This is a genomic window from Streptomyces sp. R28 (assembly GCF_041052385.1).
Classification (GTDB): Bacteria; Actinomycetota; Actinomycetes; order Streptomycetales; family Streptomycetaceae; genus Streptomyces.
In genome coordinates this window covers 4,051,211-4,077,801 of sequence record NZ_CP163439.1, presented here as the reverse complement: position 1 = coordinate 4,077,801, position 26,591 = coordinate 4,051,211, and the positions used below count along the sequence as shown (strand labels likewise).

Genomic DNA, 26,591 nt, shown 5'->3' with positions numbered 1-26,591 from the left:
AACCCACCCTGCAGTGGGAGGCGCTGGGGAGATCGGGTCAGCAGCAGGGGCCGTCGCCGCAGCAGGCAGGCGGGTTGCAGTCGGCGGCGGTGCCCCACAGGCGGTCGTCGACCTCGAAGCCGGCGGCCCGGACCCTGGCGACGACGTCCGTCATCAGGCCGCGGGTGCGGACCTTGGAGTTGGGCTGGTGGTGCAGGAAGTAGCCGAACTGCTCCTCACACCACTCGGCGTACCAGCCGGTGTGCAGGATGAGCGTGTGCCAGCCGGGGTCCACCAGCTCGGACGGTGCCATGGTGGCGCCCTCGCCGGTGGAGCCCATGACGTGAACGAGGGCGAGCGCCTGGTCTACGACGCGGTCGGCCACGCAGCGTTCAAGGCCGTACTCGTCTGCGCAGAACGAGGCCAGCATGTCGAAGTCGTCGTCGGTGACGAGGGAGCGGCCGGTGCGTGTACGGGTAGCGACGGCGGATCCTGGCGGGGCTGGGCAGAGCACGGAATCACCTCACGGTTGGAGGACCTTCGAGTAGCCCACTCCGGGAGCGCCGTATGCCTCGTGTACTCGGGGAGAGGGATCTTGCGGCCCGCGGCGCGACGAGGCGTGAGAAGCCGTACGCAGCGGAAGTCAGGTGGAGCGTGATCAAGCGGGCGTGTGCGGGGCGAGTTGCTCACGACCGGCGTCGATCAGCTCTCGCACAGCCTGCGGCCTGCACAAGTCGCCGTCGTAGCGAGGCAGAACCACCCAGTACGTCCCCGGCGGTTCTCGACGATCGATGCGCGGAACTCCCAGGTACGTGTCGCCTTGCAGGCACGGCGCGGTCTCGCCGTAATCCCACGCCAGCCCGGCGTGCCACTGGACGAGCGCGTAGTACGTCGGGCCTGACGTGCGGTGGTCGTGAATGACCGGACCGCGCAGTCGTTCAGTCAGAGCCTCGGTCACGGTGCCCGGGTCGTCCGAGCCGAGGGCAGCGTGCACGAGGTAGCCGTCCAGCCGTACTGCAGCGAACCGTCGGCCAAGGGGAAGTAGCGCAACCCCCTGGCTCGACCATTCCGCACGCGCCTGTTCAGGCACCGGATGCGCCCCTGCCAGCCATTCGGTGATCAGTCTGTTGAGTGCTTGTGTGTTCATCTCCCCTGGCTTCCGCAGGAGTTGCCCATCGGGCCTGTACGTGGCTTGTGCGCAGGCCGTGGGGTCAGCTGTCTCGGGCCACGACGCTATGGGCGCGATGTGCATCCCAGCCAGCGATGTGCGCCAATGTGCACGTACTTCTTTGAACAGCTACGTGGCTACTTCACGCTCTTGACGTTGCGTCATCCGTCGACGAAGTTTGTGCACACCAGCGCACAGCAACGGTGATGGAAGGTTGCCATGCACCTACAGTTCATCGGGATCGACCCGGATACAGGTAAGAACGGGTCACCAACAGCGTGGGTGGACCTGGAGAGCGCAGACATCGTGATCCAGAGCTACACGGCCGACGAAGAGACGCGGGCCCAGTGCGTGGAGAACACAGCGCCCGGCCACGCCAAGGGAATTCCTGACCATGAGACGGTGATCCGCATCCCCGCACGCCTGGCTCCGATGCTGAGGGAGGCATGTGATGTCGCAGAACGTGCCCAGCTTTGACCAGTTGATGGAGGCAGCGCAGCGCTCCGCGATGCACCTCGAGATGCGTGACCAGTACGGAGTCGGCGACGAGGCCGACGACTTCAACACCTGGCGCCGCACGGGTCAGCGGGACACTGATCCCCACTCGGAGTACTGGGCGCCCTGGGTCGACATGATCTCCCGCGCGGTCGCCCGCGGGGTTGTCGTACGGCGCGCTCGCATCGTCTCTGAGCCGGTCACCGAATACATCCGGTACGAGCACGCGGGAACCGCAGTCAACGTGCATGCCGGCGAACAGGTGCGATGGCTGCCTCGTCAGCGAGCGGTCGACCTCATGCTGCCCGGCGCCGACCTGTGGATTTTCGACGGGGCGCAGGTCCTCTTCAACCATTTCACCGGAGACGGCGAGTGGGCGGATCCTGACATGGAACTGCGAACGGAGCCGAGCATCATCAAGCAGTGCTCGGACGCCTTTGAGGCAGTCTGGGAGCGCGCCGTCCCGCACAATGAGTACGAAATCCACTGACAGAAAGCACCACTGGCCAGCTCATGTCCATATCCCCGTCTTCCTCAGCTCAGGCCGCGCGCGAGAGCGTGGCCCGGCAGCTACGCGATCTGAGGAAAAACGCCGGGCTGACGGTCACTGAGCTGGCCTCTCAATGCGGATGGCACCACGCCAAGACCTCCCGTATCGAGAACGCACGGACGCCACCATCGCCTACAGACATCCGCCTGTGGTGCCGCACCACCGGCACCGCTGGCCAAGCCCCCGACCTGATTGCGGCCTCCCAACACGCAGAGTCGCTCTATCGCGAGTGGCGGCAGCGGGTGCGCACAGGTCTGCGGAAACTGCAGGACAGCTACGTGGAGCTGTACCGGTCGACGAGCCTGTTGCGCGTGTACTCCCCAGTCCTGGTGCCCGGGTTGCTGCAGACAGAGGGATACGCGCGGGCGTTGCTGAGCACCAACGCCCACTTCCTCGGCGTTCCCGACGACGCGGCCGAAGCTGCGGAGGCGCGCGTGCAGCGCTCGCAGATCATCCACGAGCCCGGGCACCGATTCGTCATGCTCATTGAAGAAGCAGTGCTCTACTACCAGCTCGGTGACTCGGACGCGATGGCCGCGCAGCTGGGCTACTTGCTTACCGCTGGGGCACTGCCGGCGGTTTCCTTCGGCATCATCCCGATGTCGACACGCGAGCGCGCACTGTGGCCACAGGAGACGTTCGACGTGCACGACGACACGCTCGTATCCATCGAGCTGATCTCCGCGGAGGTCAACATCACGCAGCCCTCTGAGATCGCCCTGTACATCAAGGCATTCGAGCAACTCCGCAGCATGGCCGTGTACGGGGCTGCGGCGCGCGCGCTGATCGTTAAGGCGATCGAGGCACTGCACTGATACCGAGGGGTAAGCCCCGGTGGAGAAATGGGGGGGCGGACCAGGGGTGGGGCATCAGGACTGTGTCCGGCGCGGGTGGCACTCGTACGGTTCTCACCTTCAAGGACGCCGCGGTTCGAGGAGGACTCCGTTCGAAGCCTGAGCACGAGTCTGCCATCCGGGACGCCGAGGCCGCGCACAACATCCTGAAGGGCCTCGGTCACGTTGCGGTCATCGGGTTCCAGAAGCAGTGCCCGAATTACGAGCGCTGGACGACATCCGCTCTGTAGCTAGGTGTCCCGCCCGAGGACCTGACCCAGCAGTAGCGAGGACGACGGTCTTGGGTGACGTGCTGAAGAATTACTCAGCGAGAACGCCATCGTCCGGGGTCACTGCGACGATGGCCACAGTGGGAGGCGGCGGTGTCGGCGTGTACACGTATGCCACTGCCAGGCCTGGCACTCCGTCCCGGGGTTCGATCCTTGTCTTACGCACCTCGCTGCCGTCCTGACGGGGTGACCCAAGCAGGATCCCGAGTCTGGGCACTTGTTCCAGCTCCTGCCGGAGCGTCTCCAGCGCCTGCTCGGCTCCGACGGCCTTCGCCCGATCGGCCGCCCGCACTGTCACGGCCGCGATCACGCTGGTCACCGGCCCTGCGCCTCCTGCTTCAACCGAGCCGCGAGGTCGATACCCTCCTGCACGGCGATGTCGAAATCGGGGTCCTGGTAGAGCCGGATCCTGCCCCGGTAGTCGACAATCACGGTGGCGACAGCGTTGAGGTCCGTCTCCGACGATGCCTCCAGTGCACGCTGAAGATCTGCTTCAAAGGACTCCCGGTCGCCCGGAAAGCCGTGTCCGGACCGAAGAGCTGCTCGAATGTCGCCGATGGTCTTCAACGGCAGCGCCGCTGGCCCGGGCGTCTCCGCGTACTGTGCGCTCACGATCATCTGCTCCTTGCTCTCCGCTGTCCTATGAGGAGTGTCCTACAGCGGAACGAGCACCGCTGTAGAAGCTCCCACGTCAGTGCGCCAAAGGTCCGTGTTCCAGGACACCACCCAAGAAGGCTCGCCATGCGCTGCTACCAAGAGTGACTACGGGTCCTGGCTCACGTTTGGAGTCGCGCACGAGGATGCCACTATGGACAAGCGCGCACTCCACGCACTCGGTCCCGCTCCCACCGCTGTAAGAGGACTTGAACCACTGATGCGTCGAGGGCGCCGTCATTAGGACTCCTTGCTTATACGGTCGATGATCTCGGCCGACGATTCGAGGTCGAGGGCCTGTGCGCTGAGGTATTCGAACGCCAACCTATAGCGCCCCAGTTCCTGCTGCTTCTCCATGAACAGCCCTCCACCGAGCAAATCCACATAGACCACGTCCAGCTCCGGAGCCGGACCTCGAAGGACAGCGAAGCTGCCAACCGCCGCCGCATGAGCGCCGGTTGAGAACGGCAGCACCTGGACAGTTACGTGAGGTCGCTGAGACGAGACGAGTAGTTGCCGGAGCTGCTCCTGCATGACATCGGGACCGCCAACCCGGCGCCGGAGTGCTGCTTCGTCGATGACGCACCAGAGATGGGGTGGCTCATCTCGTTCAAGCAACTCCTGCCGCTTCATGCGGATGTCGACCATGTGCTGGACTTCCCGCTCCGGGCACTGGATCTCCGAAGCCCGGTGAACAGCCTCGGCGTAGGCGCGCGTCTGGAGGAGCCCGGGGATGTACATGCACGCGTAGTGGTCTTCGCGAACCACTTCGTCCTCAAGCGTGAGCATGAGGTTCATGGACTCGGGGATGGGGTCGGCGAGTGACCTCCACCAACCCTGGATCTTGGCACCCTTTGCGAGTTCCACGAGAGCGAGACGCTCCTCGTCAGAGGCGCCGTATTCGCGACAGAGGGCATCCACGGCCGGCCACTTGACCGTGCCCTCCTTGGTCTCGTAGCGGCTGAGCGTCGCCTTTGAGATGCCGACGCGTGCGCCAGCTTCCTCGAGGGTCAAACCCTTGAGCTCGCGGAGGCGACGGAGGTCCGCACCCAACTGGCGCCTGCGTGTGGTGGGTCCGACTGCCATGTGTTTAGCCCTTCGTGTCGATCGCTTAGATCGTCCTGGTTGCTTGAGTGCGTCAGCAAGACAGCGCACGCCGGGGGCGCGTGGCGTGTGCAAGTGCCCCTGGCCCTCCGATGTGAGAGTTCCATTTTGAGAGTTCCAATGCAACTCTAGGTGTGTGACCGACTGCATTGTGCAACTCGGTGTAGGCAAGAAGGAGCTGAGTATGGACTGCACCACCTGCATGCCAAGGAAGCCCTGGGACCTTCACTTTCTGGCGGAGCCCGAGGAAGTAGCGGCCCTACGGCGTGTGCTTCGGGTCCACCTGGGGCTCTGGGGCTTGGACGAGCTCATCGACGCGGCCCAACTCTGCGTCAGCGAGCTCGTGTCCAACGTCATCACGCACGTCGGTCCCGGGACCCCCACCACCCTCGCTGTCTCAATGAAGGGCACCTGTCTGCGAATCGAGGTCTATGACCCCGACACCCGCGCTTTGCCCACGCTCCTCAACCAAGGCGTCAACTCCGAATCCGGGCGAGGGATGGAGCTCATCACCTTCACCGCTGATCGCTGGGGCGTCCAGCTCCTCGCAGATCGCAAGGTGACGTGGTGCGAGCTCTCCACCACCCTGACCTCGCCCAACGGCCACCGGGGAGGGCCTCACGTAACAAGAGCGGCGGAGGTGCTCGACCTCTACGGCGGGGCGAAGCTGCTGCACTCACTCGACTCATGTCGGCTGAGCGCAGCCATGGCAGAAGAGGCAGCGATCGGTGCCATTTCTGACCTTCTCCACTGGCTTCGGGCGCACGGCCGCAATGCGGATGATGCATTGGACCGAGCCCAGATGCACTTCGAAGCGGAAGTGGGGGTGGTGAGCGACTCGACGTGAGGCACTACCCGGCTTTGATCGTCGAGTACGTCCAGACGTCCGCCGGGATCTCGTGCTTCAGCTTCCACGTGATCGCCATCGGTTTGCTACCGGTGTGCTTCTCGTACTCCGCCGGGCCGAGCAGTATCCACGGCTGGGCGCCGCCTATGTCGGTGCTCTTGTAGCGGCGCACGAAGAGCAGGACGTGGCTGCCCTCAGCGACATGATGCTGATAGCGCAGGCCAGTGGGGGAGGTCTCGGAAGTCTGGTTCTGGGACTCCCAGTGGAAGAGAGTCTCGCTCTGTGCGTAGTCGTGGTATCTGGTCTGCGGCGAGAAGTCCTTCTCGTCCTTCTCCAGCGTGATGAGGAGCGCGTCCGTCTTGATCGAGTCGCACCACTTCACGCCCTCGCGGAAATCGGCCGGCATGAAGCCGCCGATGTACGACTGCCCCAGCGCAGGCAGGATCTCTTCACGGCTGTACGAGGCATGCACGGTGAGGGGGACGCCGCTCTGACCGCCCAAGCCCAAGAGAGGGATCGGTACGTGCTCGGTGTGGGCGAGGTTGTACGCCATCACCTGCCGCAGCTCACTGCGGACGGCGTGCTGCTTGCGCAGGGTCGCAAATCCAGCGTCGTAGTTGGCGTACCCCTTGCGGACGATGCCGCCGAGTGGCCACAACTGGAAGAAGAGCATGCGGGCGTAGGCTTGTCCTTGCTCGTCAAGGGTGCTGTAGGCAGGGGCATCGTCTTCCAACATCCGCGTGTACGCAGCGACCCGTAGCGGGTCGTCCACGTGGAGGAACGCGGAGATGCGCTTGAGTAGCGCGGCCTCGCCTTCTGGGGCCTCGTCCTTCAGGAGGCCGGAGCGGCGCAGCAGGCCCGTCCATGAGTTCCCGTTGCCCCGGTAGAGCTCCTTGAGCTCGCGCCCGCTTTCGTCGAGGTAGCGGCTGAGCTTCAGCTCGGAGTAATCCGCCACCTCGCGCGCCAGGGCAGTGACGTTGACGCCGATCTGGTCCTTGATGTTGGCGATGATGGTTTTCTTGGCCTTCTCCTCAAGGATGATCTGGCAACCGGACGGGAGCTGCGGGAAGTCATGCTCGATGTTGTCCAGGAGCCGCTTGCGGGTCAGATTCGTCAGGGCGCGGAACTGGTTTTCGAAGCGGAACTCCTTACGGTGCTGACCGATGAAGTCGAGCACGGTCAGCACGGCCTTGTTCTCGGTGCGCCGGAGGCCGCGGCCGAGTTGTTGCAAGAACACCGTTGCGCTGGAGGTGGGGCGCAGCAGCAGCAGGGTGTCTACGTCGGGAATGTCGAGGCCCTCGTTGAAGAGGTCGACCGAGAAGATCACCTGTAGGGCTCCAGAGGTGAGGTCAGCCAGCGCCTGCTTGCGCTCATCGGCAGGGGTCCCGGCGGACAGGGCCACGGCGTTGAGGCCGGCCTTGCGGAAGGACTCCGCCATGAAGTGCGCGTGCGCGACAGAAACGCAGAAGCCCAACGCGCGCATGGCAGTTGGATCGGCGACCTTCTCCTCAACGGCCTTCAAAACCAGCAGTGCCCGCGCGTGGTTGGCGGACAGCACCTCGCTCAGCGCACTTGCGTCGTACGCCCCGCGATGCCACTTCACCGCGCTCAGATCGGTGTTGTCGCTGATGCCGAGGTAGTGGAAGGGGCTGAGTAGATCATTCTCCAGGGCCTCCCACAGCCGCATCTCGGCAGCGATCCGACCATCGAAGAACTCGTCCTGGATGTTCTTGCCGTCCATGCGCTCGGGAGTCGCTGTCAGTCCGAGCAGCTCCAGCGGCTCGAAGTGATCGAGGATCTTCCGGTACGTCGGCGAAGTCCCGTGGTGGAACTCGTCGATCACGATCACGTCGAAGTGATCGGCAGCGAGTCGATCCAGTGCTCGCGTGTTCAGCGACTGCACGCTGGCGAAGACATGTGTCCAGCGCTCCGGGATCTCTCCGCTGTGCAGGGATTCGCCGAAGTTCGCGTCTACCAAGACGTCTTGGTAGGTCCGCAGGGACTGCTGGAGGATCTCCTTTCGATGAGCGACGAACAGCAGCCGCAGGTCACGGCCGTGCTTCTTGCGCAACTGCTTGTAGTCCAGCGCCGCCATAACCGTCTTGCCCGTGCCGGTCGCGGCAACCAGCAGATTTTGGTGCCGGTCATGCACCTCGCGCTCGACTTCGAGGCGCTCCAACATGTCGCGTTGATGGGCGTAGGGGCGTACTTCGAGGCCGGACAGAGTGATTCTGCGATCCGCGGCTGAGGTATTCGAGGTGCCCCCGGCGATCGCCAACGCTTCCTGGAGTCGGGCGCCGTCGGTGTCCGGGTCGTACAGCTCGAAGGACGGGTCACTCCAGTAGGCCTCGAAGGTCGCGTCGAACTTTCGCAAAACCTCGGGCGTGGCGATGGACGACAGCCGGACGTTCCACTCCAGCCCATCGAGTAGTGCGGCCTTGGAGAGATTGGAGCTGCCAACGTACGCGGTGTCGTAACCGCTCTTACGCCGAAACAACCATGCCTTGGCGTGGAGTCGCGTCGACCTGGTCTCGTAGTTGACCTTGACTTCGGCGTTGAACTCCTGCACCAGCCGATCCAGGGCGCGCCGCTCTGTCGCCCCGATGTAGGTCGTCGTGATGACGCGTATAGGCACGTTCCGCTCACGGGCTGCCTGCAGGGACTGCTCGATGATGCGCAGACCGTGCCACTTCACGAAGGCGCAGAGCAGGTCGACGCGATCAGCGGTGGCGAGCTCCGCACGCAACTCGAAGCCGAGGCTAGGGTCTTCCGGCGAGTTGGTGATGAGGGCTGTATCGGAGAGCGGGATACCCGGGCGTACGGCGAAGACACCAGGGGCTTCCTGCTTCGCCAATGCCAGGAGTTGACGAGGCCCGTCGGCGACTAGATCCACCCACTCTTGTGCTCCCGATAGCGTGCTGATGGATTCCAAGATGTGGTTTGCCGCGTACACCCGCTCTTCGGCCGGGAGATTCTGCAGGACGCGTCGCACTGTCCCCGAAACATGGCGAGCCAGGACATGAGGTACAGATTCCGTGCCCACCGAGTCGCTCACGGGGTGCCATCCCAGACTGGCGAGCTCCTTCAACTGCTGCTCAAAGCGGAGGGTGATGAGCTGCTCGTACAGCCCAGCGTGAGTGGCAGACGCGTCGTGGCGGCTCTGAGACATCGGTCTGTTCCCCCCGTTGAACGTGTAGCTGGGCGATGCACATGTTCTATCAGCGAGCACCGACAACACATGGCCGTTCTGGGTAACGGTGGCTGACGCGGACGCCCTGGCTGTGCTGCCCCGACATGCTGGCCTGACCCGCACTCAGCCGCAAAGGATGCAGTACCGAGGAATAGTCAAATCCTGTGGATCGTGAGGTAGTTCAGGCTGCGTGAGCTTCGGGGCGTTCGACGAGTTCGCCTCGTTCGAAGCGGGCCCCTGCTCGGACGAGGGCGACGAGGTGGGGTGCGTTCACGGCTCGCCAGCGGGCCTGGGCGGACTCGACGAGCTTGAAAACCATCGCCAGGGCGGCGGCCCGGGAGCCGGCCCCCTTGGTGACCTTGGTCCGCAGACGGACGGTCGAGAAGGTCGACTCGATCGGGTTGGTTGTCCGCAGGTGGATCCAGTGCCCGGCGGGGAAGTCGTAGAACGCCAGCAGCTCGTCCTCGTCCTCGACGATCTTCTTGACGGCCTTGGGGAACTTTGCCCCGTACTGCTTGGCGAACGCCTTGACCGCGGCGGCCGCGTGCTCCTTATCCTCGGCGTTGTAGATGTCCTGTATGGCCTTCTTCGCCGCGGGCTGGGCCGACTTCGGGAGGCTGTCGAGGCAGTTGGCCGTTTTGTGAACCCAGCATCTTTGGTGCCGGGTTTCGGGGAAGACCTCGTTCAACGCGTTCCAGAAGCCGAGGGCGCCGTCGCCGACGGCGAGGACGGGAGCGCGCATGCCGCGCCGCTGGCAGTCCCGCATCAGGCTCGCCCAGGATTCCGAGGACTCGCGGTAGCCGTCGGCCATCGCGATCAGCTCCTTGGTGCCGTCCGCGCGCACGCCCATGACGACCAGGACCGCGGCCTTCGCGTCCTCCAGGCGTATCCGCAGGTGAATGCCGTCGGCCCAGACGTAGACGTAGTCCGTGGCGGACAGGTCGCGCTCGCTGAACGTCTTGTGGTCGGCCTGCCACTGGGTGGTCAGCCGGGTGACGGTGGCCGGTGACAGGCCGGCCGAGGAGCCGAGGAACTGCTCGAGCGCGGGCACGAAATCCCCGCTGGACAGCCCGTGGAGGTAGAGGAGCGGCAGCACCTCGCTGATCTTCGGGGACTTGCGGCACCACGGCGGCAGGATCGCCGAGGAGAACCGCTTGCGCTCGCCGGTTGCCTCGTCGATGCGCTTGTCGTTGATGCGAGGGGCCTTCACCTCGACCGTCCCGGCCACGGTGGTCACGGAGCGGGGCTGGTGATAGCCGTTGCGGACCACCAGACGGCGCCCGTTCTCGTCTCGCTGGTCGGCCAAATCGGCTATGTAGGAGTTGACTTCAGCCTCCAGAGCGGCGGCCAGCATCCGCCGCGCGCCCTCGCGGACGATGTCGTCGATCAGGGAGCCGGTCCCGGTCGTTCCATCTGCATTCACTACGCTCAGCACGGGCGTGCCTTCCCGACCGACGGTGCAACGTCGGCCTGCTCGATGACCAGAAGTCGATCACTCGGGAAGGTACGCCCTTCGCGTCCAACCCGAGGCCGATCCACAGGTCATGAGCATTGCTCTGCAGTACCGGTCCTGTTTGCTTGACGTCCTCATCCCCGAGACTGGCCGAATCCTCTATCGTCGATGACTGGCCCAACCACCACCAAGGAGGATGTGGAGCAGCCCCTTGAGGACCGGTGCATCGTTGGATCCAGCACGGTCAGGGGCGTGCCGGCAACAGACGTCGGGCGTCGCGTGGCATCGCATTGTTGGGAGGCCACAAGCCCGACCTGACGCAGATCTTCGAAGGCGACGACCAGCCGACCCAGCCCCTGACCGGCAAGGTCATAGTCGTAACCGGCGCAGCCCGAGGCCAAGGTGCCGCCGAAGCCAAGGCGTTGGAACAGGCCGGGGCCAAAGTCATCGCCACCGACATACAGTCGGACGGCAGCAACTGCCGTCGCCTGGATGTCGCCAGCGAAACCGACTGGGCCGCTCTCGCCGCCGACCTGCGTGAGACGTACGGCCATGTCCACGGCCTGGTCAACAACGCCGCCGTCATCCAGCGCGACCGCCTCGGCGAGGTCCGCCCCGAGGACTTCGCTCACGTCCACGCGGTGAACGCGACCGGGCTGCTGCTCGGTATCCAGTACCTCTCCCCGCTGATGCCGCCCGGGTCGGCCATCGTCAATGTCGGGTCGTCCGTCGCGCTCACCGGCTACTACCCCGTGGCGTACACCGCCAGCAAGTGGGCCCTGCGCGGGGTGTCCAAGATCGCGGCGATGGAGCTGGGGCCGCGGGGTATTCGCGTCAACACCGTTCACCCCGGATACATCGAGACCGAGATGACCGCCGCCGCCACCCCGGCCTTCCGGGAGACGACCATCCGTGAGACCCCGCTGGGCCGTAGCGGCACCGTCGACGACATCGCGCCGCTGGTCGTCTTTCTCCTCTCCGACGCGTCCTCCTTCATCACGGGAGCGGAGATTCCCGTGGGCGGAGGCCTCACCGCGCACGGCGGCGTGAAGTCCATCTCGGACGCGATGAGGCAGGGTTAGCCCCTTATGTCTGGTGTGCCGGACGTGTCGTAAGTGGGGAGGGTGGCGGGATGCTCCGTCCTACGCCCTCCACCCCGCCCTACTCCACCCCGCCCTACTCCACCCCGCCCTACTCCACCCCGTGGCACTCCCCATAAACCCGCCCCGACCCACACCAACACCCAGCCCCCCGCTGCGGCGGCCAAGCCGCAGCCCGCCCCCGCGCCGCCAGCGTCGTCGCATACTGCGGCAGCAACGTCACGTCCTGAGGCGATGCCCCTTCCGACGCGGCAAAGGCCTCGTACGACGGCACCGTCCCCGTCACGATCCCAAGGTTGGGCGTGCCCGAAGCCGACAGCTCCCTCAAGGACGCCTCTATCGTCGCCAGGTGCTCCTCAAGCGAGGGGTACTCCGCCGCCAGCGACGGATACGCGGCTACCAGTTCCGTCAGCTCACCCGCTGTCCAGTGCAGGACCGCCACCGGGAACGGCCGGGACAGCGCCTCCCGATACGCGCCCAGTTCCGCCCGCAGTCGCGAGATCTCCGCCTCCAGCTCCGCCGGGTTCTCCGAGCCGAGGGACCAGACGCGCTTCGGGTCGTGGAGTTCGTCCAGGGAGATCGGCATCGAGTGGAGGGTGTCCGCCAGGGTGTCCCACTCGTCGTGGGCCAGGCCCAGCATGCGGCGTACGCGATGGCGGCCGAACATCAGCGGACGCGCGGAGTACGGGGGCTCCGGGACGTCCGTCAGGAGGAGGCGGGCGCCTTCCGTGAACGTCTCCTGCGCCTGCTCCAGTTCGTCGTGCGACTCCAGGGCCTCCGCGACGATCACCCACGGCGCCGGGTCGCGAGGGGAGGCCGCTCGGACGCCTTCGATGATCGCCCTCGCCTCCGCCTCGTGGCCGTACTCCCAGAGGTTCGAGGCCTTGAGGGCTCGTACCAGGTACGGGTTCTCCAAGGCGACGGATGAGGAGAGCAGGCTGTCGTAGAGCGCGGTCGCGGCGGGGCGGTCACCGGACAGTTCCAGGTGGGCCGCGGCCTGGAGGAGCAGGGCCTCGGCGTCCTCGGGGTAGAGGCCGGCGGTTCGCTCCAGGCGTGCCGCTTCGGCGGTGTGGTCGACGTTTTCGGCAGGCGTGTCGGGGCGCATGGGGGACACCGTACTGCCCATGGCTGACGGAGGAGAGGACGGAGGGGAGAAGACGGGGTAGATATTGCCTGGTCGAGGCGGGCGGCGGTGTGTGCCGTGGTGGCCTTCACGCCTTCATGCCTCCACGCTTGCATGCGTTCACGCCTTGGCCAGGCACAGCAGCACCAGGAACGGGACCGGGATCAGCGTCGTCATGGTCAGCCACCTGCCCGGGCGGGCGTCGCCGCGGCGGCGTGGGCCCAGGACGTCCACCGCCAGGAGCAGGATCAGCAGCAGGGCCCCGGTCACTGTCAGCAGGAACATCATCACGGGCGCGTGATCGAGCGTGTGGTGGTCGCAGTTCGACATGTCCGGCCTGGTCGCGAAGGCGTCGCAGCTCAATGGCGCGTACTCGGTCCACAGCCGGTACGCCAGGTAGAGCGGGATGGTCGCGGGCACGCCCAGGGCCAGGTTCGCCAGGGCGGGCGCCAGCAGGCCGTGCCGGCGCCCGCGCTCATCTTCCTCGTCCGCTTTGCCGCTGGTCAGATCACCACCCCGTCAATCTGCAACGTCTGCACCGACTTCGCCGCGAACGGCACCGCCACCGACTTCCCGCTCAGGGTCGTGTTCGAGTACGCCCGGTACTGGTCCCCGCCCGTCGTCACCGTGTTCCAGCGCGGGACCACGCCGCCCGAGCCGCCGGAGACCGTGGTGAAGCGGGACAGGTCGAAGGTGAGGGTCTGCGCCGACGTCGACGTGTTCACCGCGACTATCACGAGGCGGCGCGCCGACGCGTCGTAGGCCGCCGCCGCGTAGCTCACGCCCGTGTCGAGGATCCGCATCCCCGGGCGGATGTGGCGGCTGAACTGGGCCATCACGTAGTACTTCGTCTGGATCGTCGTCGGCTGCAAGGTGTTCGCGTCGTACGCGATCATCGCCCAGCCCGTCGACGGGTCCATGACCTGCCAGTAGACCCACGCCGTCGGGTGCAGCCAGCGGAAGTCGGAGCAGAGGTTGGACGCCATGGTCAGGCCGGTGCCGTCGCTGTCGCCCGTTTCCGAGTTCCAGAGTTTCTTGCCGGATGTGGTGACCACGTCCGTGTAGAGCAGGTCCCTGCGGCCGCCCGAGCCCTGGTAGCCGTGCACGTTGACCTGGTTGACCAGGGCCTTGGTCGAGGAGCCGAAGGCGGCCCAGGTCGAGCGGGCCGTGTCGTAGTTCGTCTCGTCGGAGGCCGAGATGCGGGTGCCCGTCAGGCCTCGCTTGTCCAACTCGCTGCGCATGTACGGGAGTACGGCCGCCTGGACCGCCGGGTCCATGTGGCAGCCCTCCTGGGTGCCGGTGGCGGTCCACCACGTGGAGGCCGGCTCGTTGAACGGGTCGACCGTCGCGAAGTTCACGCCCCAGTTGTTCTTGGCGTACAGCGCGGTCGCCGCCAGGTGGGAGGCGTGCTGGCGGTAGTTCCAGGTCTGGAGGTTGTTGCCGCCGTCCGCGGCACCCGACGGGTTGTGGTTCTTGCACATCCACCACATGGGGGAGTTCGCGAACAGCTCGGTCGTCGCGCCTCGCTGCGTCGCCTTCTGCAGCATCGCGCGCTGGTTGGCGTCCGCCGTCCAGTCCCAGGCCGAGGAGGCGGGGTCCTCGTTGTTCCAGTCCTGCCAGAAGCCCTCGATCTGCTTGAAGCCGGGGATGTTCGCCGACTTGACCATCGACTCGCCGCTGACGGTGTTCCAGCTGCACGCGCCGAGGTTGTAGCGGGCGATGTTGAGGCCGAGGCCGGGCAGTGTCGTGCCGTTGTAGGTCACCGAGTTGGTGGTGAAGAAGAGGTCGGCGAAGTCGTTCCGGCTGCCGAACACGTTGGCCCACCAGGCCAGGGACGTGCCCCAGCCCTCCCAGGTGCCGTACGACGTGCCGGGGTTGACGGCGATCGTGGCGTCCGCGTGTGCGGTGCCGGTCGCCAGGGCGCTGCCGAGGAATGCGCCGCCTGTCGCCGCCAGCAGAGTTCTGCGTCGGATCATGACTTCTCCGCTTCGTTCAACGGCCGGTCGTCGTCGAACCGGCGTCGTGGCCTGTCCCGCTGATGCCGACAGGAAGCATCGGGTGTGGCGTATGAGGTTGTCGAGAGTTCCGACAGCCCTTTCTCAAACCTGTGGAGGAAGTGTTCGGGGGGCCGGACACGCCGGGGTGCGCAGGGGCATCTGGAGCGAGGTCGGCAGGGGCATCGGAACCGGTGCGCGCAGGGGCCTCGGGACCCGTGTGCGCAGGGGCATCGGGACCCGCGTACGGACGGCCATCGGGACCGGTGTGCGTACGGCTCTGGAGACCTCGCGCCCCGCCCCTTATCGTGCGCCCCGCCCCTTTGCCGTGCGGGCGGGGCGGCCCCGGTGGAGGAGGCTCTCGGATGGTGCGGGTTCGCGTCGTGCAGCACAGCGGTCTTCGGCGGCGTGCCCTGCGGCGGCGCGTGCTGTGGGGCGGCGGGGAGGTTCTCGTCACCGTCGGGGTGGTGCTCCTGCTGCTGGTCGTCCACCAGGTGTGGTGGACCAACCGGGAGGCCAGGGCGGGCGCCGACCGGGAGGTCAGGGCGCTGGAGCGGGCCTGGGACGGGGGAGGCGGCGACTCCCGTGCAGCGGTTGCACCGGCGGCTACGACTCCGCCCGCGCCCGCGTCCACCGGCACCACCTTGCCCGAGCAGCCCGCCGGCGACCGGCGCCGGTTCGCCGTCACCCCCGCCCCGGAGCCCGACTGGTCCCAGGCCTACGCCATCCTCACCATCCCCCGCCTCCACCTCCGCGTCCCCGTCGCCGAGGGCGTCAGCAAGAGCGGCGTCCTCAACAAGGGCTACGTCGGCCACTACCCCGGCACCCAACAGCCGGGCCAGGCCGGCAACTTCGCCCTCGCCGGGCACCGCAACACCCACGGTGAGCCCTTCCGGTACATCAACCGGCTCGCACCCAAGGACACCGTGCGGGTCGAGACGCGGAGCGCGACGTACACGTACGCCGTCGACAAGACGCTGCCGCGGACCGCCGCCCATGACGGGAGCGTGATCCGGCCGATCCCGCGCTCCACCGTCAGGCCCGCCTACGGCTACGACGAGCCCGGCTACTACCTCACCCTCACCACCTGCACGCCGGAGTACACGTCCAGGTACCGGCTGGTGGTGTGGGGCAAGCTGGTCTCCATGCGGCCCCGGTAACATCAGGACGAGCGCCGTGCGGAAAGCCCGGCGCAAAGCCCGGCGCAATGCCCGGTCTACGAAGCGAGCCGTACGAGGGGAGGGGCACCGATGACGCGGAAGTGGGCGGATCTGCGTCCCGCCGCCGTGCTGCTGCTCCTCCTCCTCGAGATCGCGCTGCTCGACACCGGCAGCCTCTCCGCGACCGTCGCGCTCGCCGCGACCGCCGCCGCCGGTTCCGCGTTCGCCGTCTGCTCCCTGCTCGCCTCACGCGCCGCGCCCGCCGTGCCGCCCACCCGGGTGCGTACGGCCATCCGCGACCGGGCCCGCCGTACGGCCTTCCTGCCGCAACGCGACCCCGACGCCTCGGGCCGGCCACGGCCCAGGGCACCCGGGCACGCCCTCCCGGCGACCGTCGCGTAGGGCACCACGCACGCACAGATGTAGGTGACCCCCGCGCGGGTCGTCATGCCGCCATGCCGAATCCCGGCATCTCGCTCATCACTCCGGCACGACGAGACCCTCGGAGGGCTCACACATGTCCGTTTTCGCCGACCTTGTTCAGCACCTCGCCGACCTGCTCCAACCCCTGTTCGGCGGGTCCGCGGCCGCCGCGGCGATCGTCCTGTTCACCGCGTTCGTACGACTCCTCGTCCACCCCTTGTCCCGCGCGGCGGCGCGTGGGCAGAAGGCGCGGACCGAACTGCAGCCGAAGATCGCCGAGCTGCGGAAGAAGCACGCGAAGAACCCCGAGAAACTGCAGGAGGCCGTCCTCGCACTGCACGCCGAGGAGAAGGTGTCCCCGCTGTCCGGGTGCCTGCCGAGCCTGTTCCAGCTGCCCGCGTTCTTCCTGCTCTACCACCTGTTCTCGAACACGACGATCGGCGGGCAGGTGAACGAACTGCTCACGCACCAGCTGTTCGCCGCGCCCCTCGGTGACCACTGGAAGGACGCGCTCGGCGATGGCGGGGTGTTCGGGGGCGCGGGGCTCGTGTATCTCGGGTTGTTCGTGGTCGTCGCCTGCGTCGCCGTGTTCAACTACCGCCGTACCAAGCGGATGATGGCCGCGAATCCGGCGGTGCCGGTGGCCGGCGGTGAGCCGGTGCCGGGGATGGGGGCCGTGAGCAAGGTGATGCCGTTCATGTCCTTCTTCACGCTCTTCACCGTGGCCGTGGTGCCGCTGGCGGCCGCGCTGTACGTGGTGACCAGCACGACGTGGAGCGCGGTGGAGCGGGCCGCGCTCTATCGCTGAGCCGATTCACTGGCCCGCGGGTACTGCGGGTACTGCGGGCCTACGGTCCAGTACGTGAACCGGGTATTGCGGGATGGCCGTAGACCTTGGACGATCGACCAGTCCTCCGATGGCTGCACCCATCGGCGGGCGCCCGCGATCGAGGGAGATTGTGATCATGAAGCTGCTGCGAGTCGGTACGGCCGGAGCGGAGCGTCCCGCTCTGCTCGACGCCGAGGGGACCCTGCGGGACCTGTCGGGCGTCGTGCCGGACATCGACGGACCGCTGCTCGCCGACGACGCCGCGCTCGGCCGGATCCGCGCCGCCGCGGACGCCGGCGAGCTGCCCGCGCTGGACGCGACCGGGCTGCGGGTCGGGCCCCCGGTGGCACGGATCGGCAAGATCGTGTGCATCGGGCTGAACTACCACGACCACGCCCGCGAGACCGGCGCCGAGCCGCCCGCCGAGCCGGTCATCTTCTTCAAGGCCGCGGACACCGTCGTAGGCCCCCATGACACGGTGCTCGTGCCGAGGCGGTCGGTGAAGACCGACTGGGAGGTCGAGCTCGCGGTCGTCATCGGGCGTACGGCCCGGTATCTGGAGTCGGCCGAGGAGGCGCTCGCGCATGTCGCCGGGTACGCGGTGGCGCACGACGTGTCCGAGCGGGAGTTCCAGATCGAGCGGGGCGGGACCTGGGACAAGGGGAAGAACTGCGAGACGTTCAACCCGCTCGGGCCGTGGCTGGTGACCTCGGACGAGGTGCCGGATCCGCAGAACCTCTCGCTGAAGCTGTGGGTCAACGGCGAGCTGAAGCAGGACGGGACCACGGCCGAGCAGATCTTCCCGGTGGCGGAAGTCGTGCGGTACGTCAGCCAGTTCATGACGCTGTATCCCGGTGACGTCATCAACACGGGTACGCCGGCGGGAGTGGCCATGGGGGAGCCCGAGCCGAAGCCGTTCCTGCGGGCCGGGGACGTGGTCGAGCTGGAGATCGAGGGGCTCGGTCGGCAGCGGCAGGAGTTCAAGGACGCGTAGGCGCTCCGCTGGGAGAGCCGGGGAACTGCGGTTGTTCGTCAGCCGCGGATGGTTCGTGGTTGCTCGCGCAGTTCCCCGCGCCCCTGAAAGCCTGAAAACAGGGCGTTTCGCCTACTGCTTACTCAAGAAGGCCTCCAGCGCCTCCACCACGAACCTGTGGTCGTCCAGCTGCGGCAACCCGCTCACCGTCACCGACCCGATGACCCCGACATCCTCGACGTTGACCGGGAACGAGCCCCCATGGGCCGCGTAGGTGTCCGGGTCCAGGCGGGACGAGTCCTCGAACGTCGTGCCCTTGGCCCGGAAGCGGGCGCCGACGACGTACGACGAGGCGCCGTAGCGCTCCACCACCCGGCGTTTGCGGGCGATCCAGGCGTCGTTGTCGGGAGTGGAGCCGGGCAGGGCCGCGTGGAAGAGCTGCTGGCCCGCGCGGTGGATGTCGATGGCGACCGGGGCCTGGCGCTCGCGGGCCATCTCGACCAGGAGGGAGCCGAGGGCCCAGGCGTCGTCGTAGGTGAACCGAGGGAAGACCAGACGGCGTTCCTGGGCCTCCAGCTCCTCCAGGGGCGGGGTGATTTCCGGGTGGAACCTCGGGGTGAGTTCAGGGTTGTGCGTCTGGTGCGACTGCTTGTGCGTCACAGCTTCACCGCCACTCCGTCACGGGCCGAACGACGCGCCGCCTCCAGTACGCCGAGGGCGGATGCCGCCTCCAGCGCCGTCACCGGGTTGGGTCCGCCGTCCAGCAGAGCCTTTGCCACGGCCGCATAGTAGGCCGGGTAGTCGCCGGGCAGGGTGGGTTCGACGCGGCCGCCGCCCGTCAGGGGCGAAGCGCCGGAGCCCACTCGGCCCCACATCGACTCGGGTTCCGTACCCCACTCGGCAGCGGTGTCCGGGCGCTGCCCCTCCCGCAGTGCCGCCTCCTGCGGGTCCAGGCCGTACTTCACATAGCCCGCCTTCGAGCCCAGTACCCGGAAGCGGGGGCCGAGCTGGGCGGCCGTCGCGGAGGCGTACAGGTGGGAGCGGACGCCGTTCGTGTGCGTGAGGGCGATGAACGTGTCGTCGTCCGCCTCGGCGCCGGGGCGGCGGACGACCGACTCGGCGTACACCTGCGTGACCGGGCCGAACAGGACCAGCGCCTGGTCGACGACATGGCTGCCGAGGTCGTACAGCAGACCTCCGATCTCTGCCGGATCGCCGGACTCCCGCCAACCGCCCTTGGGCTGCGGCCGCCAGCGCTCGAAGCGGGACTCGAAGCGCCATACGTCGCCCAGCTCACCCTCGGCCAGGAGCCGACGCAGGGTCAGGAAGTCGTTGTCCCAGCGGCGGTTCTGGAAGACGGACAGGAGCAGGCCGCGCTCCTCGGCCAGCGCCGCCAGCTCGCGTGCCTCGGCCGCCGTGCCGGCGATCGGCTTGTCCACGACGACCGGGAGGCCCGCCTTCAGGGCGGCGGTCGCGAGCGGGACGTGCGTCTTGTTCGGGGACGCGATGACCACCAGGTCGAGGTCGTCGGCGCGGGCGAGCAGCCCGTCGGGGGTGGCGACGACCCGGACGTCCGGGTGCTCGGTGCGGGCCTGCTTCTGCCGCTCGGGGTTCGACGTGACCACCGTGTCCAGGGCGAGCCCCTCGGTGGTGGCGATCAGCGGGGCGTGGAAGACGGAGCCGGCGAGGCCGTAGCCGACCAGGCCGACGCGGAGGGGAGTAGCACTCATGACGCCCACTTTCGCAACGCTGTTGCCAAAGTGCAAGCGCCAGGGACAATGGGCGGCGTGAACAGGACGAAGGACGGCGCCGACGGCCGGGCGGCGGGCACCACGATGGGCGGCACGGCCGACAGCACGGCTGACGGCAGGGTCGGCAGCACGGCTGACGTCAGGGTCGGCTCCGCCGCGCGGCCCAGCCGCAATTCGATGAGGCTGGGCGCCCTGCGCAGTCACAACACCGCGCTCGTGCTCGACCTGCTGCGCACGGCCGGCTCCGAGGGCATCAGCCGGCTCGAACTCGCCGAGCGCACCGGCCTCACCCCGCAGGCGGTCAGCAAGATCACCGCCCGGCTGCGCGAGGAGGGGCTCGCGGCGGAGGCGGGGCGCCGGGCGTCGACGGGGGGCAAGCCGCGTACGGTGCTGCGGCTGGTGCCGGAGGCCGGGCATGCGGTGGGGGTGCATCTGGACCGGGACGAGCTGACGGCCGTGCTCTGTGACCTGACGGGAGCCGTGGTCGCGCAGCGCAGGACCCCGCTGGACCTGGGAGCCGGTGCGGCGACGGTCGTTGAGCGGGCGGTGCGTGAGGTGGGGGAGCTGGGGGAGTTGGGGGAGTTGGCGCCCGGGGCAGCCGGGGCAGCCGGGGCTGGACGGCGGCCGGGTGCCGTGCTCGGTGTCGGCGTGGCGCTGCCCGGGCCGCTCGACCATCGGCGCGGTGTGCTGCACCGGGTCACCGGGTTCCCCGAGTGGAACGGCTTCCCGCTGCGGGACGTGCTCGCGCGGCGCCTCTCCCTCCCGGTCGTCGTCGACAAGGACACCAACGCCGCCGCCCTCGGGCTCGCGGTCGGGGGAGAGGCCGGGGCCTTCGCGTCCTTCGCCTATCTCCACTTCGGTGCGGGGCTCGGCGGCGGGCTCGTGATCGGGGGAGCGGTGCACCGGGGCACCCGTACGGGAGCCGGGGAGTTCGGGCACCAGGTCGTCCAGCTGGATGGGCCGCCCTGCGGGTGCGGCAACCGTGGCTGCGTCGAGGCGCTGTGCCTGGCCGCCGTGGCGCGCGGCGACATGGCGGAGGCGGCCCGCGTGCTCGGCACCGCGGCCGGCAACCTGGTCGCGCTGCTCGACGTCGACGTGGTCCTGTTGGGCGGCCGCACGGTCGCCGCCGCGCCCGACACCTTCGTACGCGGGGTCGCCGCCGTCCTCGACGAACGCGCCCGGCGCGCGGGCGGAGACGCGGTGCCGGTGCGGGTCGCCTCCAGCGGGGGGCGGGGGGTCGCCGAGGGGGCGGCTCAGCTGCTGCTGGCGCCGTTGTTCGGGCGGGCGGAGGGGTGAGGGCGGTGCGCCGGCGCTGCTCGATGTGCGTTGATCCCGGTGGGCTGATCCCGGTGGGCTGACCCCCATGCGTTGATCCCGGTGGGCTGATGGCCGTGCGCTGATCGAGGGGACTTGCGGGGCCGTACGGAATGGCACCGCCCGGAAGCCGCCCCCACCCGGCATGGTCATGTGTTCATGCGACTGCACTCACCCGCCTCCCTCTGCCTCGCAGCAGCCGCCCTCCTCGCCGCAGCGCCCCCGGTGCGCGCGGAACCGCTCGCCGCGCTTCCCAGCTGCGCCACCGACGACGGGGCCTTCCCCCTCACCACCCGCCTCCACGGCGGACCCGCCTCCTACGCGGCCGGTGGCGGCTTCGGCACCTGGTACCTGGACCTCACCAACACGACCGGCCGCACCTGCACCGGCATCCACCCCGTCGTCGTCCTCGTCGACGGCAAGCGGACCCTGAAGCCGTCCCAGCCCCGCCTGGAGTTCTACGACATCCCGAAGGGGAACCAGGGCGGCAGCTCGGACGGCGGCCGGACCGGCGTCGCCCCCGATGCCGCCCGCCCCCACACCGTCCGCTTCGAGACCACCGACGAGGACGAACTCGTCGGCGCCTTCGGCGGCTTCCCCGGTTTCACCGTCGGTCCCGGCAAGACCGTCACCGTGAAGGTCCGGCTCGCCATCACCTCGGACGCCGCACCGAACGAGATCACCGCCAACGCGGCCGTCGTGCAGCGCCACGACCGCGACGGCGACTGGGTCGGCCAGTCCAACGACTACCGCTTCACCATCGAAGCCGACCCGTCCGCTGCGGCCGACCCGTCCGCTGCGGCCGACCCGTCCGCTGCGGCCGACCCGACCGCCCCGGCAGGCCGGCACGCCTCGGCCGCCCCCGCCGCCTCCACCTCCCCGGCCCCCTCGGCGACCCCCGGCACGGGCAGCGCCCGCAACCAGCTCAGCCTCGCCGACGAACTCGCCCGCACCGGCCTCACCACACCCCACGGCGCCACCCTCACCGCCACCGTGGCCATGCTCCTGGCCGGCGCCGCGCTGCTGGTCGCCCGCAGGCGTCGCTGAGCCGGCCCTCCCCGTCGGGGACGACATCGGCGAGAACCTCACCACGTACGTCGATGAATGGAAGGAAGCCGCTGGAAGCTGACCGTTCCCTGAAGATCGGGCCTGTGCTTAGGGTGGGGCTCACGCAGCACGCACGGCAGGAGATCGCGAACATGCCAGACCGCAAGCCCATCGAGTCATGGCTCACCGACATGGACGGTGTACTCATCCACGAGGGCGTCCCGATCCCCGGCGCCGACGCCTTCATCAAGAAGCTGCGTGAGTCCGGCAGGCCCTTCCTCGTCCTCACCAACAACTCGATCTACACCCCGCGCGACCTGCACGCCCGGCTGAACCGCATGGGCCTGGAAGTGCCGCTCGAGAACATCTGGACCTCGGCGCTGGCCACCGCCCAGTTCCTCGACGACCAGCGTCCCGGCGGCTCGGCGTACGTCATCGGCGAGGCGGGCCTGACCACCGCGCTGCACGACATCGGCTACATCCTCACCGACCACGAGCCGGACTACGTCGTCCTCGGTGAGACCCGCACCTACTCCTTCGAGGCCATGACCAAGGCCGTGCGGCTCATCAACAACGGCGCCCGTTTCATCTGCACCAACCCCGACGAGACCGGCCCCTCCGCCGAGGGCCCGCTCCCGGCGACCGGTGCGGTGGCCGCGCTGATCACCAAGGCGACCGGCAAGCGGCCGTACTTCGCGGGCAAACCGAACCCGCTGATGATGCGGACCGGACTGAACGCCATCGGGGCCCACTCCGAGACCAGCGCCATGATCGGCGACCGGATGGACACCGACGTGCTGGCCGGCATGGAGGCCGGGATGCAGACGTTCCTGGTGCTCACCGGACTGACCCGGCCCGAGCAGGTGGAGAACTTCCCGTACCGGCCGTCCAAGATCGTGGACTCGATCGCGGACCTCGTCGACCGGATCTGACTGCGGCAGACAGCGGCTCCGCCGCGTGGCAGCCGGCCCGGAACACGACCCGTACGGAGCAGTCCGGCCCTGCTGAGGATGCGGGGCCGGTGCCCCGGGGGGAGTCTCCAGATATCTGGAGGTTCACGATGGCATCACTGCGGGTCACTCTCTGTGCGATCGCCGCCCTGGGTGCGGTTGCCGCCACCCCGGCGGCCTACGCGGCGGACGGGGGTGTCTCGGTCAGTCCGGCGTCCCCCCGACCGGGCGGCGACGTCGTGCTGCGGATGAGCGGCTGCCCTCAGAAGACCGCCACGCCCGCCTCCGCCGCGTTCGTCGCCGACGCCCGCCTGACCCCCGCAGCGGACGGCACCCTCGTCGGCGAGAGCCGCGTCCGTTCCACGCTCACGGCGGGCACGTACGACGTGAAGGTCGCCTGCGGGGCCGCGTCCCGCACGGGCGCCGTCACCGTCGTACGGCAAGGGGCGCAGCCCTCGGCTCCCGCCTCTCCCGTGGCGCCCGTCCCGGCAGGTGGCGGGGGCACCGCACACGCCGCCGTCGTGGACGCCCGCGCGGCCGGTCCCGGCACGGCGCACACCGTGACCGGGCTGGTCCTCGCGGGCGTCGCCGCCACCGCCGTGGCGCTGCGCAGCGCCCGCCGCAGACGCGACCCCCGCTGACCGTGGCCGACCACGAACGCCCCGCCTACGGTGGCCGCCTCCTCATGGGTGTGGCCTGGGTCGTGCTGCTGCTCGGGCTGTGGCAGTGGGGCCGGGAGGTCAGCGACGTGGGGCAGGGCATGTCCGCACCGGTGTCGGGCGACGTCGCGGCGGTCGGACGGCCACCGGAGGTGCAACTGCCGCCCGCGGCACGGCCGTTGGGGGACGCGCTCCCACAGCGCCTCGACATACCGGGCCTCGAAGTGCAGGCACCGGTCATCGCCCGGGGCCTCGACCCGCGGGGCGCGATCGAACCGCCGCCCTACGGCCAGGCCGGCGCCGTCGGGTGGTACGCGGCCGGGGTGAAGCCGGGGGCCGCCGGGGCCGCGCTGATGGTGGGGCATGCCGACACCCGGACCCGGCCCGCCGTCTTCCACCGGATCAGCGCGCTGAAGCCGGGCGCCACGGTGCGGGTGCTGCGCGACGACGGCAAGCTCGCCGAGTTCACCGTGGACGACGTCCAGGTCGTCGCCCGCGACCGCTTCGACGCCCGGCAGGCCTACGGAGCCCACCGCTTGGGACGGGCCGAACTGCGCCTGATCACCTGTGGCGGCACGTTCGACCGGACGACCCGCAGCTACCCGGCGAACGTGATCGTCTCGGCGTACCTCACCGGCACGGGGCTGTGAGGGACCCGGGGCGTACCTGGCCCGGTCGACGGCCCGCTCCCCCCGAAGCCGCCGACCGGGCTGGTCCTCGACCGCGCGCGCACGGGCTGCGGGAGTGACCCGGCGACCGACGCGGGAGGCTTCGCGTGACCAGAGTGGGGATCGTCCGACCGGGGGCTGGGGTCGTCCGCAGAAGACTGTAAGGAGAAGACCGTAAGGAGAAGACTGTAGAACGGATGACGGCCGGGGCCTAGAGGAAGGTCAAAGGGGTCTACGCACGTCCCTCGCCGTCCGCGCGCTCCGCCTCCCTGCGCAGCGCGGCGTCGTCCGCGACCCGGTCCAGGGGCAGCCGATGGCGGCGCGCGTACTGCCGCATCGCCACGAAGGCGTGGTCGGCCGCGGTGTTCCAGCGCTCGGCGAGCATGCCCTTGGCCTGCTCGATGCGCACCCTGCTGGACAGCGCCCGCTGCAACTGATCGGCGAGGGCACGGCTTTGGGCGTACGTCGTGTTGTTCCGCAGTCCGAGGGCCGCGCAGTCGGCGATGCCGTGGGCGAGCGCCCGCTCGGTGAACTGCGGCCAGCGGGCGGCTTCCCGGGCCGCCCTGATCGAGACCGGCGGCACCGGCCGGCCGGAGCCGTAACTGTCCAGGCAGGGCCCGCCGTCGCGCTGGGCCTGAAGCAGTTCCGTCGCGACCCGCCGATGCGCGCCGCTCGCCGCCGGCGACACCGTCCGGCCGTCCTCGAACGGGTGTCCGCCGACTCCACCAACGCCTGTGCCAGCCGGATCTCCCGGGTGGACTGGTGCATGACCGCCCACTTCCCTTCCCCCGTTCCCCTGTGGATGCCGCCCCTTACGGACGCGCGCCCTACCCCGCTCATCGGAGCCGGCGCGGTGGCTGTAACAGCTCCCCGACAAGGCTTGGCGACCTCGTGGGCCCCACGACACGTATGTCAGGATTGAGCCTTGGAACAGTGCACCCGAGGGGGAGCTGGATGTACCTGAAGAGGGGGGCCTGGAGGGGCGCTCGCGTGCGGACGTCCGCGGTGGTGCTGGGGGCGGCACTGCTGATCGCGGGCTGTTCGTCCTCCGGGGACGGCGAGGAGCCGGAGGACAACGCCGGCGCCGGGATCAGTCAACAGCCCAAGGAGACCGACCCGTTCTGGGTGAACCCGGACGGCAACGCGGCAGAGCAGGTGACGGCCTTCGAGAAGGCCGGCAAGAAGGAGGACGCCGAGCAGATCCGCAAGATCGCGGAGCAGCCGACGGGCGAGTGGATCAGCCCGGAGAGCCCGGAGCAGCAGGCGCGCGGTTTCACCGAGGCCGCCGACAAGGCGGGCCGTAGAGCGCTGCTCGTCCTCTACAACATCCCGCACCGCGACTGCGGCCAGTTCTCGGAGGGCGGCGCCGCCGACGGCAACGCCTACCGGGCGTTCGTCGACAGCGTCGCCAAGGGCATCGGCGACCGTGAGGCGACGGTGATCCTGGAGCCGGACGCGGTGCTGCACATGGTGGACAACTGCACGGCCCAGGAGTACCACGAGGAGCGCTACGACCTCCTGAGCGGCGCCGTCGCCAAGCTCAAGGCCCTGAAGAACACCAAGGTCTACCTGGACGCGGGCAACGCCGGCTGGGGCCACCCCGACCAGATCTTCGAGCCCCTGAAGCGGGCGGGCATCGACCAGGCCGACGGCTTCTCGGTCAACGTCTCCAACTTCTACACGACCCAGGACTCGATCGCGTACGGCAAGGAACTCTCCGCCAAGGTGGGCAACAAGCCCTTCGTGATCGACACCAGCCGCAACGGCAACGGCCCCTTCACCGGGGGCAAGCCGGACGAGGTCTGGTGCAACCCGCCGGGCCGCGCGCTGGGGGAGACGCCGACGACCAAGACGGCGGACCCGCTCGTCGACGCGTACGTGTGGGTCAAGCGCCCGGGCGAGTCGGACGGCGAGTGCAAGGGCGGTCCGAAGGCGGGCGAGTGGTGGGCGCAGTACGCCCTGAGCCTCGCCAAGGCCAGCAAGTAGGCCCTGTACAGCCCGTACACGCTTTGGGGGCGCCCTCCGTCACGGAGGGCG

At 68.7% G+C, this 26,591-nt stretch carries 29 protein-coding genes; 15 read left to right on the top strand and 14 right to left on the bottom strand.

The genetic code is table 11. From position 1 onward, the window contains the following. Positions 1-37: 37 nt before the first annotated feature. Positions 38-409 (bottom strand): hypothetical protein, encoded by a 372-nt coding sequence (locus tag AB5J49_RS18000; protein WP_369175176.1) that lies wholly within the window; start codon positions 407-409, stop codon positions 38-40. A gap of 228 nt (positions 410-637) precedes the next feature. Beyond that, the gene (locus AB5J49_RS17995; RefSeq protein WP_369169651.1) at positions 638-1,126 is read right to left on the bottom strand and encodes a hypothetical protein; all 489 of its coding nucleotides are present in this window, start codon (positions 1,124-1,126) and stop codon (positions 638-640) included. 240 nt (positions 1,127-1,366) lie between these two features. Between AB5J49_RS17995 and AB5J49_RS17990 the strand changes: the two genes are divergently transcribed. From AB5J49_RS17990 to AB5J49_RS17980, 3 genes are read left to right on the top strand one after another with little or no spacing between them, the layout of a single operon-like run. Next, complete coding sequence (locus tag AB5J49_RS17990; RefSeq protein WP_369169650.1) at positions 1,367-1,624, top strand: hypothetical protein; 258 nt, start codon at positions 1,367-1,369, stop codon at positions 1,622-1,624. Next, positions 1,599-2,132, top strand: a complete 534-nt coding sequence (locus tag AB5J49_RS17985; RefSeq protein WP_369169649.1) for a DUF6879 family protein — start codon at positions 1,599-1,601, stop codon at positions 2,130-2,132. Before AB5J49_RS17990 ends, AB5J49_RS17985 begins: the two co-directional genes overlap by 26 nt. Positions 2,133-2,155: 23 nt before the next feature. Continuing rightward, the gene (locus tag AB5J49_RS17980) at positions 2,156-3,007 is read left to right on the top strand and encodes a helix-turn-helix domain-containing protein (RefSeq protein ID WP_369169648.1); all 852 of its coding nucleotides are present in this window, start codon (positions 2,156-2,158) and stop codon (positions 3,005-3,007) included. A gap of 339 nt (positions 3,008-3,346) precedes the next feature. On the opposite strand, the gene AB5J49_RS17975 is transcribed toward AB5J49_RS17980, so the two are convergent. From AB5J49_RS17975 to AB5J49_RS17960, 4 genes are all read right to left on the bottom strand, one after another. Beyond that, on the bottom strand, positions 3,347-3,634 hold the full coding sequence (locus AB5J49_RS17975) for a hypothetical protein (protein ID WP_369169647.1): 288 nt from the start codon (positions 3,632-3,634) through the stop codon (positions 3,347-3,349). Next, positions 3,631-3,927, bottom strand: a complete 297-nt coding sequence (locus AB5J49_RS17970; protein WP_369169646.1) for a DUF6247 family protein — start codon at positions 3,925-3,927, stop codon at positions 3,631-3,633. The genes AB5J49_RS17975 and AB5J49_RS17970 overlap by 4 nt, the downstream gene beginning before the upstream one ends. A gap of 79 nt (positions 3,928-4,006) precedes the next feature. After that, a complete protein-coding gene (locus AB5J49_RS17965) occupies positions 4,007-4,210 on the bottom strand; it encodes a DUF397 domain-containing protein (protein ID WP_369169645.1) in 204 nt (67 codons plus the stop codon). Beyond that, a complete protein-coding gene (locus AB5J49_RS17960) occupies positions 4,210-5,055 on the bottom strand; it encodes a helix-turn-helix domain-containing protein (RefSeq protein WP_369169644.1) in 846 nt (281 codons plus the stop codon). The genes AB5J49_RS17965 and AB5J49_RS17960 overlap by 1 nt, the downstream gene beginning before the upstream one ends. A 202-nt stretch (positions 5,056-5,257) precedes the next feature. On the opposite strand from AB5J49_RS17960, the gene AB5J49_RS17955 reads away from it, so the two are divergent. Continuing rightward, positions 5,258-5,920, top strand: coding sequence for an ATP-binding protein (locus AB5J49_RS17955; RefSeq protein ID WP_369169643.1), 663 nt, complete (start codon positions 5,258-5,260; stop codon positions 5,918-5,920). 4 nt (positions 5,921-5,924) lie between these two features. Here the strand turns inward: AB5J49_RS17955 and AB5J49_RS17950 are convergent, their stop codons facing one another. Together AB5J49_RS17950 and AB5J49_RS17945 are read right to left on the bottom strand one after the other, a co-directional pair. Further along, positions 5,925-9,089, bottom strand: coding sequence for a DUF3427 domain-containing protein (locus AB5J49_RS17950; RefSeq protein ID WP_369169642.1), 3,165 nt, complete (start codon positions 9,087-9,089; stop codon positions 5,925-5,927). A gap of 202 nt (positions 9,090-9,291) precedes the next feature. Next, positions 9,292-10,545, bottom strand: a complete 1,254-nt coding sequence (locus AB5J49_RS17945) for an IS256 family transposase (protein ID WP_369169641.1) — start codon at positions 10,543-10,545, stop codon at positions 9,292-9,294. 332 nt (positions 10,546-10,877) lie between these two features. On the opposite strand from AB5J49_RS17945, the gene AB5J49_RS17940 reads away from it, so the two are divergent. Then, positions 10,878-11,645, top strand: a complete 768-nt coding sequence (locus AB5J49_RS17940) for an SDR family NAD(P)-dependent oxidoreductase (RefSeq protein WP_369175175.1) — start codon at positions 10,878-10,880, stop codon at positions 11,643-11,645. Positions 11,646-11,754: 109 nt separating this feature from the next. Here AB5J49_RS17940 and AB5J49_RS17935 read toward each other — a convergent pair whose 3' ends face one another. The 3 genes from AB5J49_RS17935 to AB5J49_RS17925 all read right to left on the bottom strand — a co-directional run bounded on the left by AB5J49_RS17935 (position 11,755) and on the right by AB5J49_RS17925 (position 14,762). After that, on the bottom strand, positions 11,755-12,768 hold the full coding sequence (locus AB5J49_RS17935; protein WP_369169640.1) for an SEC-C metal-binding domain-containing protein: 1,014 nt from the start codon (positions 12,766-12,768) through the stop codon (positions 11,755-11,757). 138 nt (positions 12,769-12,906) lie between these two features. Further along, a complete protein-coding gene (locus AB5J49_RS17930) occupies positions 12,907-13,206 on the bottom strand; it encodes a hypothetical protein (protein ID WP_369169639.1) in 300 nt (99 codons plus the stop codon). Between the two features lie 83 nt (positions 13,207-13,289). Beyond that, positions 13,290-14,762, bottom strand: a complete 1,473-nt coding sequence (locus AB5J49_RS17925; protein WP_369169638.1) for a glycoside hydrolase — start codon at positions 14,760-14,762, stop codon at positions 13,290-13,292. A 383-nt stretch (positions 14,763-15,145) separates the two neighbouring features. Here AB5J49_RS17925 and AB5J49_RS17920 point away from each other — a divergent pair, with 383 nt between their 5' ends. The 4 genes from AB5J49_RS17920 (at position 15,146) to AB5J49_RS17905 (ending at position 18,186) form a co-directional block, all read left to right on the top strand. After that, positions 15,146-15,940, top strand: a complete 795-nt coding sequence (locus AB5J49_RS17920) for a class E sortase (protein ID WP_369169637.1) — start codon at positions 15,146-15,148, stop codon at positions 15,938-15,940. A 90-nt stretch (positions 15,941-16,030) separates the two neighbouring features. Beyond that, positions 16,031-16,342, top strand: coding sequence for a DUF6412 domain-containing protein (locus tag AB5J49_RS17915; protein ID WP_369169636.1), 312 nt, complete (start codon positions 16,031-16,033; stop codon positions 16,340-16,342). 115 nt (positions 16,343-16,457) lie between these two features. Further along, positions 16,458-17,171 carry a YidC/Oxa1 family membrane protein insertase gene (locus AB5J49_RS17910; RefSeq protein ID WP_369169635.1) on the top strand — a complete coding sequence of 238 codons (714 nt, stop codon included), beginning with the start codon at positions 16,458-16,460 and terminating at the stop codon, positions 17,169-17,171. Positions 17,172-17,328: 157 nt separating this feature from the next. Next, positions 17,329-18,186: a fumarylacetoacetate hydrolase family protein gene (locus tag AB5J49_RS17905; RefSeq protein WP_369169634.1), complete on the top strand. Its 858-nt coding sequence runs from the start codon at positions 17,329-17,331 to the stop codon at positions 18,184-18,186. A gap of 111 nt (positions 18,187-18,297) precedes the next feature. Here AB5J49_RS17905 and AB5J49_RS17900 read toward each other — a convergent pair whose 3' ends face one another. Together AB5J49_RS17900 and AB5J49_RS17895 are read right to left on the bottom strand one after the other, a co-directional pair. Beyond that, positions 18,298-18,825 (bottom strand): heme-degrading domain-containing protein, encoded by a 528-nt coding sequence (locus AB5J49_RS17900; RefSeq protein WP_369169633.1) that lies wholly within the window; start codon positions 18,823-18,825, stop codon positions 18,298-18,300. Further along, complete coding sequence (locus AB5J49_RS17895; protein WP_369169632.1) at positions 18,822-19,895, bottom strand: Gfo/Idh/MocA family oxidoreductase; 1,074 nt, start codon at positions 19,893-19,895, stop codon at positions 18,822-18,824. Before AB5J49_RS17895 ends, AB5J49_RS17900 begins: the two co-directional genes overlap by 4 nt. Positions 19,896-20,093: 198 nt before the next feature. Between AB5J49_RS17895 and AB5J49_RS17890 the strand changes: the two genes are divergently transcribed. The 5 genes from AB5J49_RS17890 to AB5J49_RS17870 all read left to right on the top strand — a co-directional run bounded on the left by AB5J49_RS17890 (position 20,094) and on the right by AB5J49_RS17870 (position 24,536). Beyond that, positions 20,094-21,212: an ROK family protein gene (locus AB5J49_RS17890; protein WP_369175174.1), complete on the top strand. Its 1,119-nt coding sequence runs from the start codon at positions 20,094-20,096 to the stop codon at positions 21,210-21,212. Between the two features lie 177 nt (positions 21,213-21,389). After that, the gene (locus tag AB5J49_RS17885; protein ID WP_369169631.1) at positions 21,390-22,277 is read left to right on the top strand and encodes a hypothetical protein; all 888 of its coding nucleotides are present in this window, start codon (positions 21,390-21,392) and stop codon (positions 22,275-22,277) included. Between the two features lie 152 nt (positions 22,278-22,429). Further along, positions 22,430-23,209: an HAD-IIA family hydrolase gene (locus AB5J49_RS17880; protein ID WP_369169630.1), complete on the top strand. Its 780-nt coding sequence runs from the start codon at positions 22,430-22,432 to the stop codon at positions 23,207-23,209. 128 nt (positions 23,210-23,337) lie between these two features. Continuing rightward, entirely contained in the window at positions 23,338-23,868 is a 531-nt protein-coding gene (locus AB5J49_RS17875) for a hypothetical protein (protein ID WP_369169629.1), read from the top strand. Between the two features lie 2 nt (positions 23,869-23,870). After that, positions 23,871-24,536: a class F sortase gene (locus AB5J49_RS17870; RefSeq protein ID WP_369169628.1), complete on the top strand. Its 666-nt coding sequence runs from the start codon at positions 23,871-23,873 to the stop codon at positions 24,534-24,536. A 250-nt stretch (positions 24,537-24,786) separates the two neighbouring features. On the opposite strand, the gene AB5J49_RS17865 is transcribed toward AB5J49_RS17870, so the two are convergent. Beyond that, a complete protein-coding gene (locus AB5J49_RS17865) occupies positions 24,787-25,242 on the bottom strand; it encodes an ANTAR domain-containing protein (RefSeq protein WP_369169627.1) in 456 nt (151 codons plus the stop codon). A 266-nt stretch (positions 25,243-25,508) separates the two neighbouring features. Here AB5J49_RS17865 and AB5J49_RS17860 point away from each other — a divergent pair, with 266 nt between their 5' ends. Next, positions 25,509-26,540 (top strand): glycoside hydrolase family 6 protein, encoded by a 1,032-nt coding sequence (locus tag AB5J49_RS17860; RefSeq protein WP_369169626.1) that lies wholly within the window; start codon positions 25,509-25,511, stop codon positions 26,538-26,540. Positions 26,541-26,591: the final 51 nt, after the last annotated feature.

Bases quoted from the DNA above. Each gene is read 5' to 3' on its own strand.
- AB5J49_RS17875 (WP_369169629.1), top strand. From the start codon at position 23,338: ATGGCATCACTGCGGGTCACTCTCTGTGCGATCGCCGCCCTGGGTGCG.
- AB5J49_RS17985 (WP_369169649.1), top strand. From the start codon at position 1,599: ATGTCGCAGAACGTGCCCAGCTTTGACCAGTTGATGGAGGCAGCGCAG.
- AB5J49_RS17925 (WP_369169638.1), bottom strand. From the start codon at position 14,762: ATGATCCGACGCAGAACTCTGCTGGCGGCGACAGGCGGCGCATTCCTC.
- AB5J49_RS17920 (WP_369169637.1), top strand. From the start codon at position 15,146: ATGGTGCGGGTTCGCGTCGTGCAGCACAGCGGTCTTCGGCGGCGTGCC.
- AB5J49_RS17910 (WP_369169635.1), top strand. From the start codon at position 16,458: ATGTCCGTTTTCGCCGACCTTGTTCAGCACCTCGCCGACCTGCTCCAA.
- AB5J49_RS17980 (WP_369169648.1), top strand. From the start codon at position 2,156: ATGTCCATATCCCCGTCTTCCTCAGCTCAGGCCGCGCGCGAGAGCGTG.
- AB5J49_RS17880 (WP_369169630.1), top strand. From the start codon at position 22,430: ATGCCAGACCGCAAGCCCATCGAGTCATGGCTCACCGACATGGACGGT.
- AB5J49_RS17890 (WP_369175174.1), top strand. From the start codon at position 20,094: ATGAGGCTGGGCGCCCTGCGCAGTCACAACACCGCGCTCGTGCTCGAC.
- AB5J49_RS17995 (WP_369169651.1), bottom strand. From the start codon at position 1,126: ATGAACACACAAGCACTCAACAGACTGATCACCGAATGGCTGGCAGGG.
- AB5J49_RS17915 (WP_369169636.1), top strand. From the start codon at position 16,031: ATGACGCGGAAGTGGGCGGATCTGCGTCCCGCCGCCGTGCTGCTGCTC.
- AB5J49_RS17960 (WP_369169644.1), bottom strand. From the start codon at position 5,055: ATGGCAGTCGGACCCACCACACGCAGGCGCCAGTTGGGTGCGGACCTC.
- AB5J49_RS17935 (WP_369169640.1), bottom strand. From the start codon at position 12,768: ATGCGCCCCGACACGCCTGCCGAAAACGTCGACCACACCGCCGAAGCG.
- AB5J49_RS17895 (WP_369169632.1), bottom strand. From the start codon at position 19,895: ATGAGTGCTACTCCCCTCCGCGTCGGCCTGGTCGGCTACGGCCTCGCC.
- AB5J49_RS17955 (WP_369169643.1), top strand. From the start codon at position 5,258: ATGGACTGCACCACCTGCATGCCAAGGAAGCCCTGGGACCTTCACTTT.
- AB5J49_RS17905 (WP_369169634.1), top strand. From the start codon at position 17,329: ATGAAGCTGCTGCGAGTCGGTACGGCCGGAGCGGAGCGTCCCGCTCTG.
- AB5J49_RS17860 (WP_369169626.1), top strand. From the start codon at position 25,509: ATGTACCTGAAGAGGGGGGCCTGGAGGGGCGCTCGCGTGCGGACGTCC.
- AB5J49_RS17885 (WP_369169631.1), top strand. From the start codon at position 21,390: ATGCGACTGCACTCACCCGCCTCCCTCTGCCTCGCAGCAGCCGCCCTC.
- AB5J49_RS18000 (WP_369175176.1), bottom strand. From the start codon at position 409: ATGCTGGCCTCGTTCTGCGCAGACGAGTACGGCCTTGAACGCTGCGTG.
- AB5J49_RS17950 (WP_369169642.1), bottom strand. From the start codon at position 9,089: ATGTCTCAGAGCCGCCACGACGCGTCTGCCACTCACGCTGGGCTGTAC.
- AB5J49_RS17965 (WP_369169645.1), bottom strand. From the start codon at position 4,210: ATGACGGCGCCCTCGACGCATCAGTGGTTCAAGTCCTCTTACAGCGGT.
- AB5J49_RS17990 (WP_369169650.1), top strand. From the start codon at position 1,367: ATGCACCTACAGTTCATCGGGATCGACCCGGATACAGGTAAGAACGGG.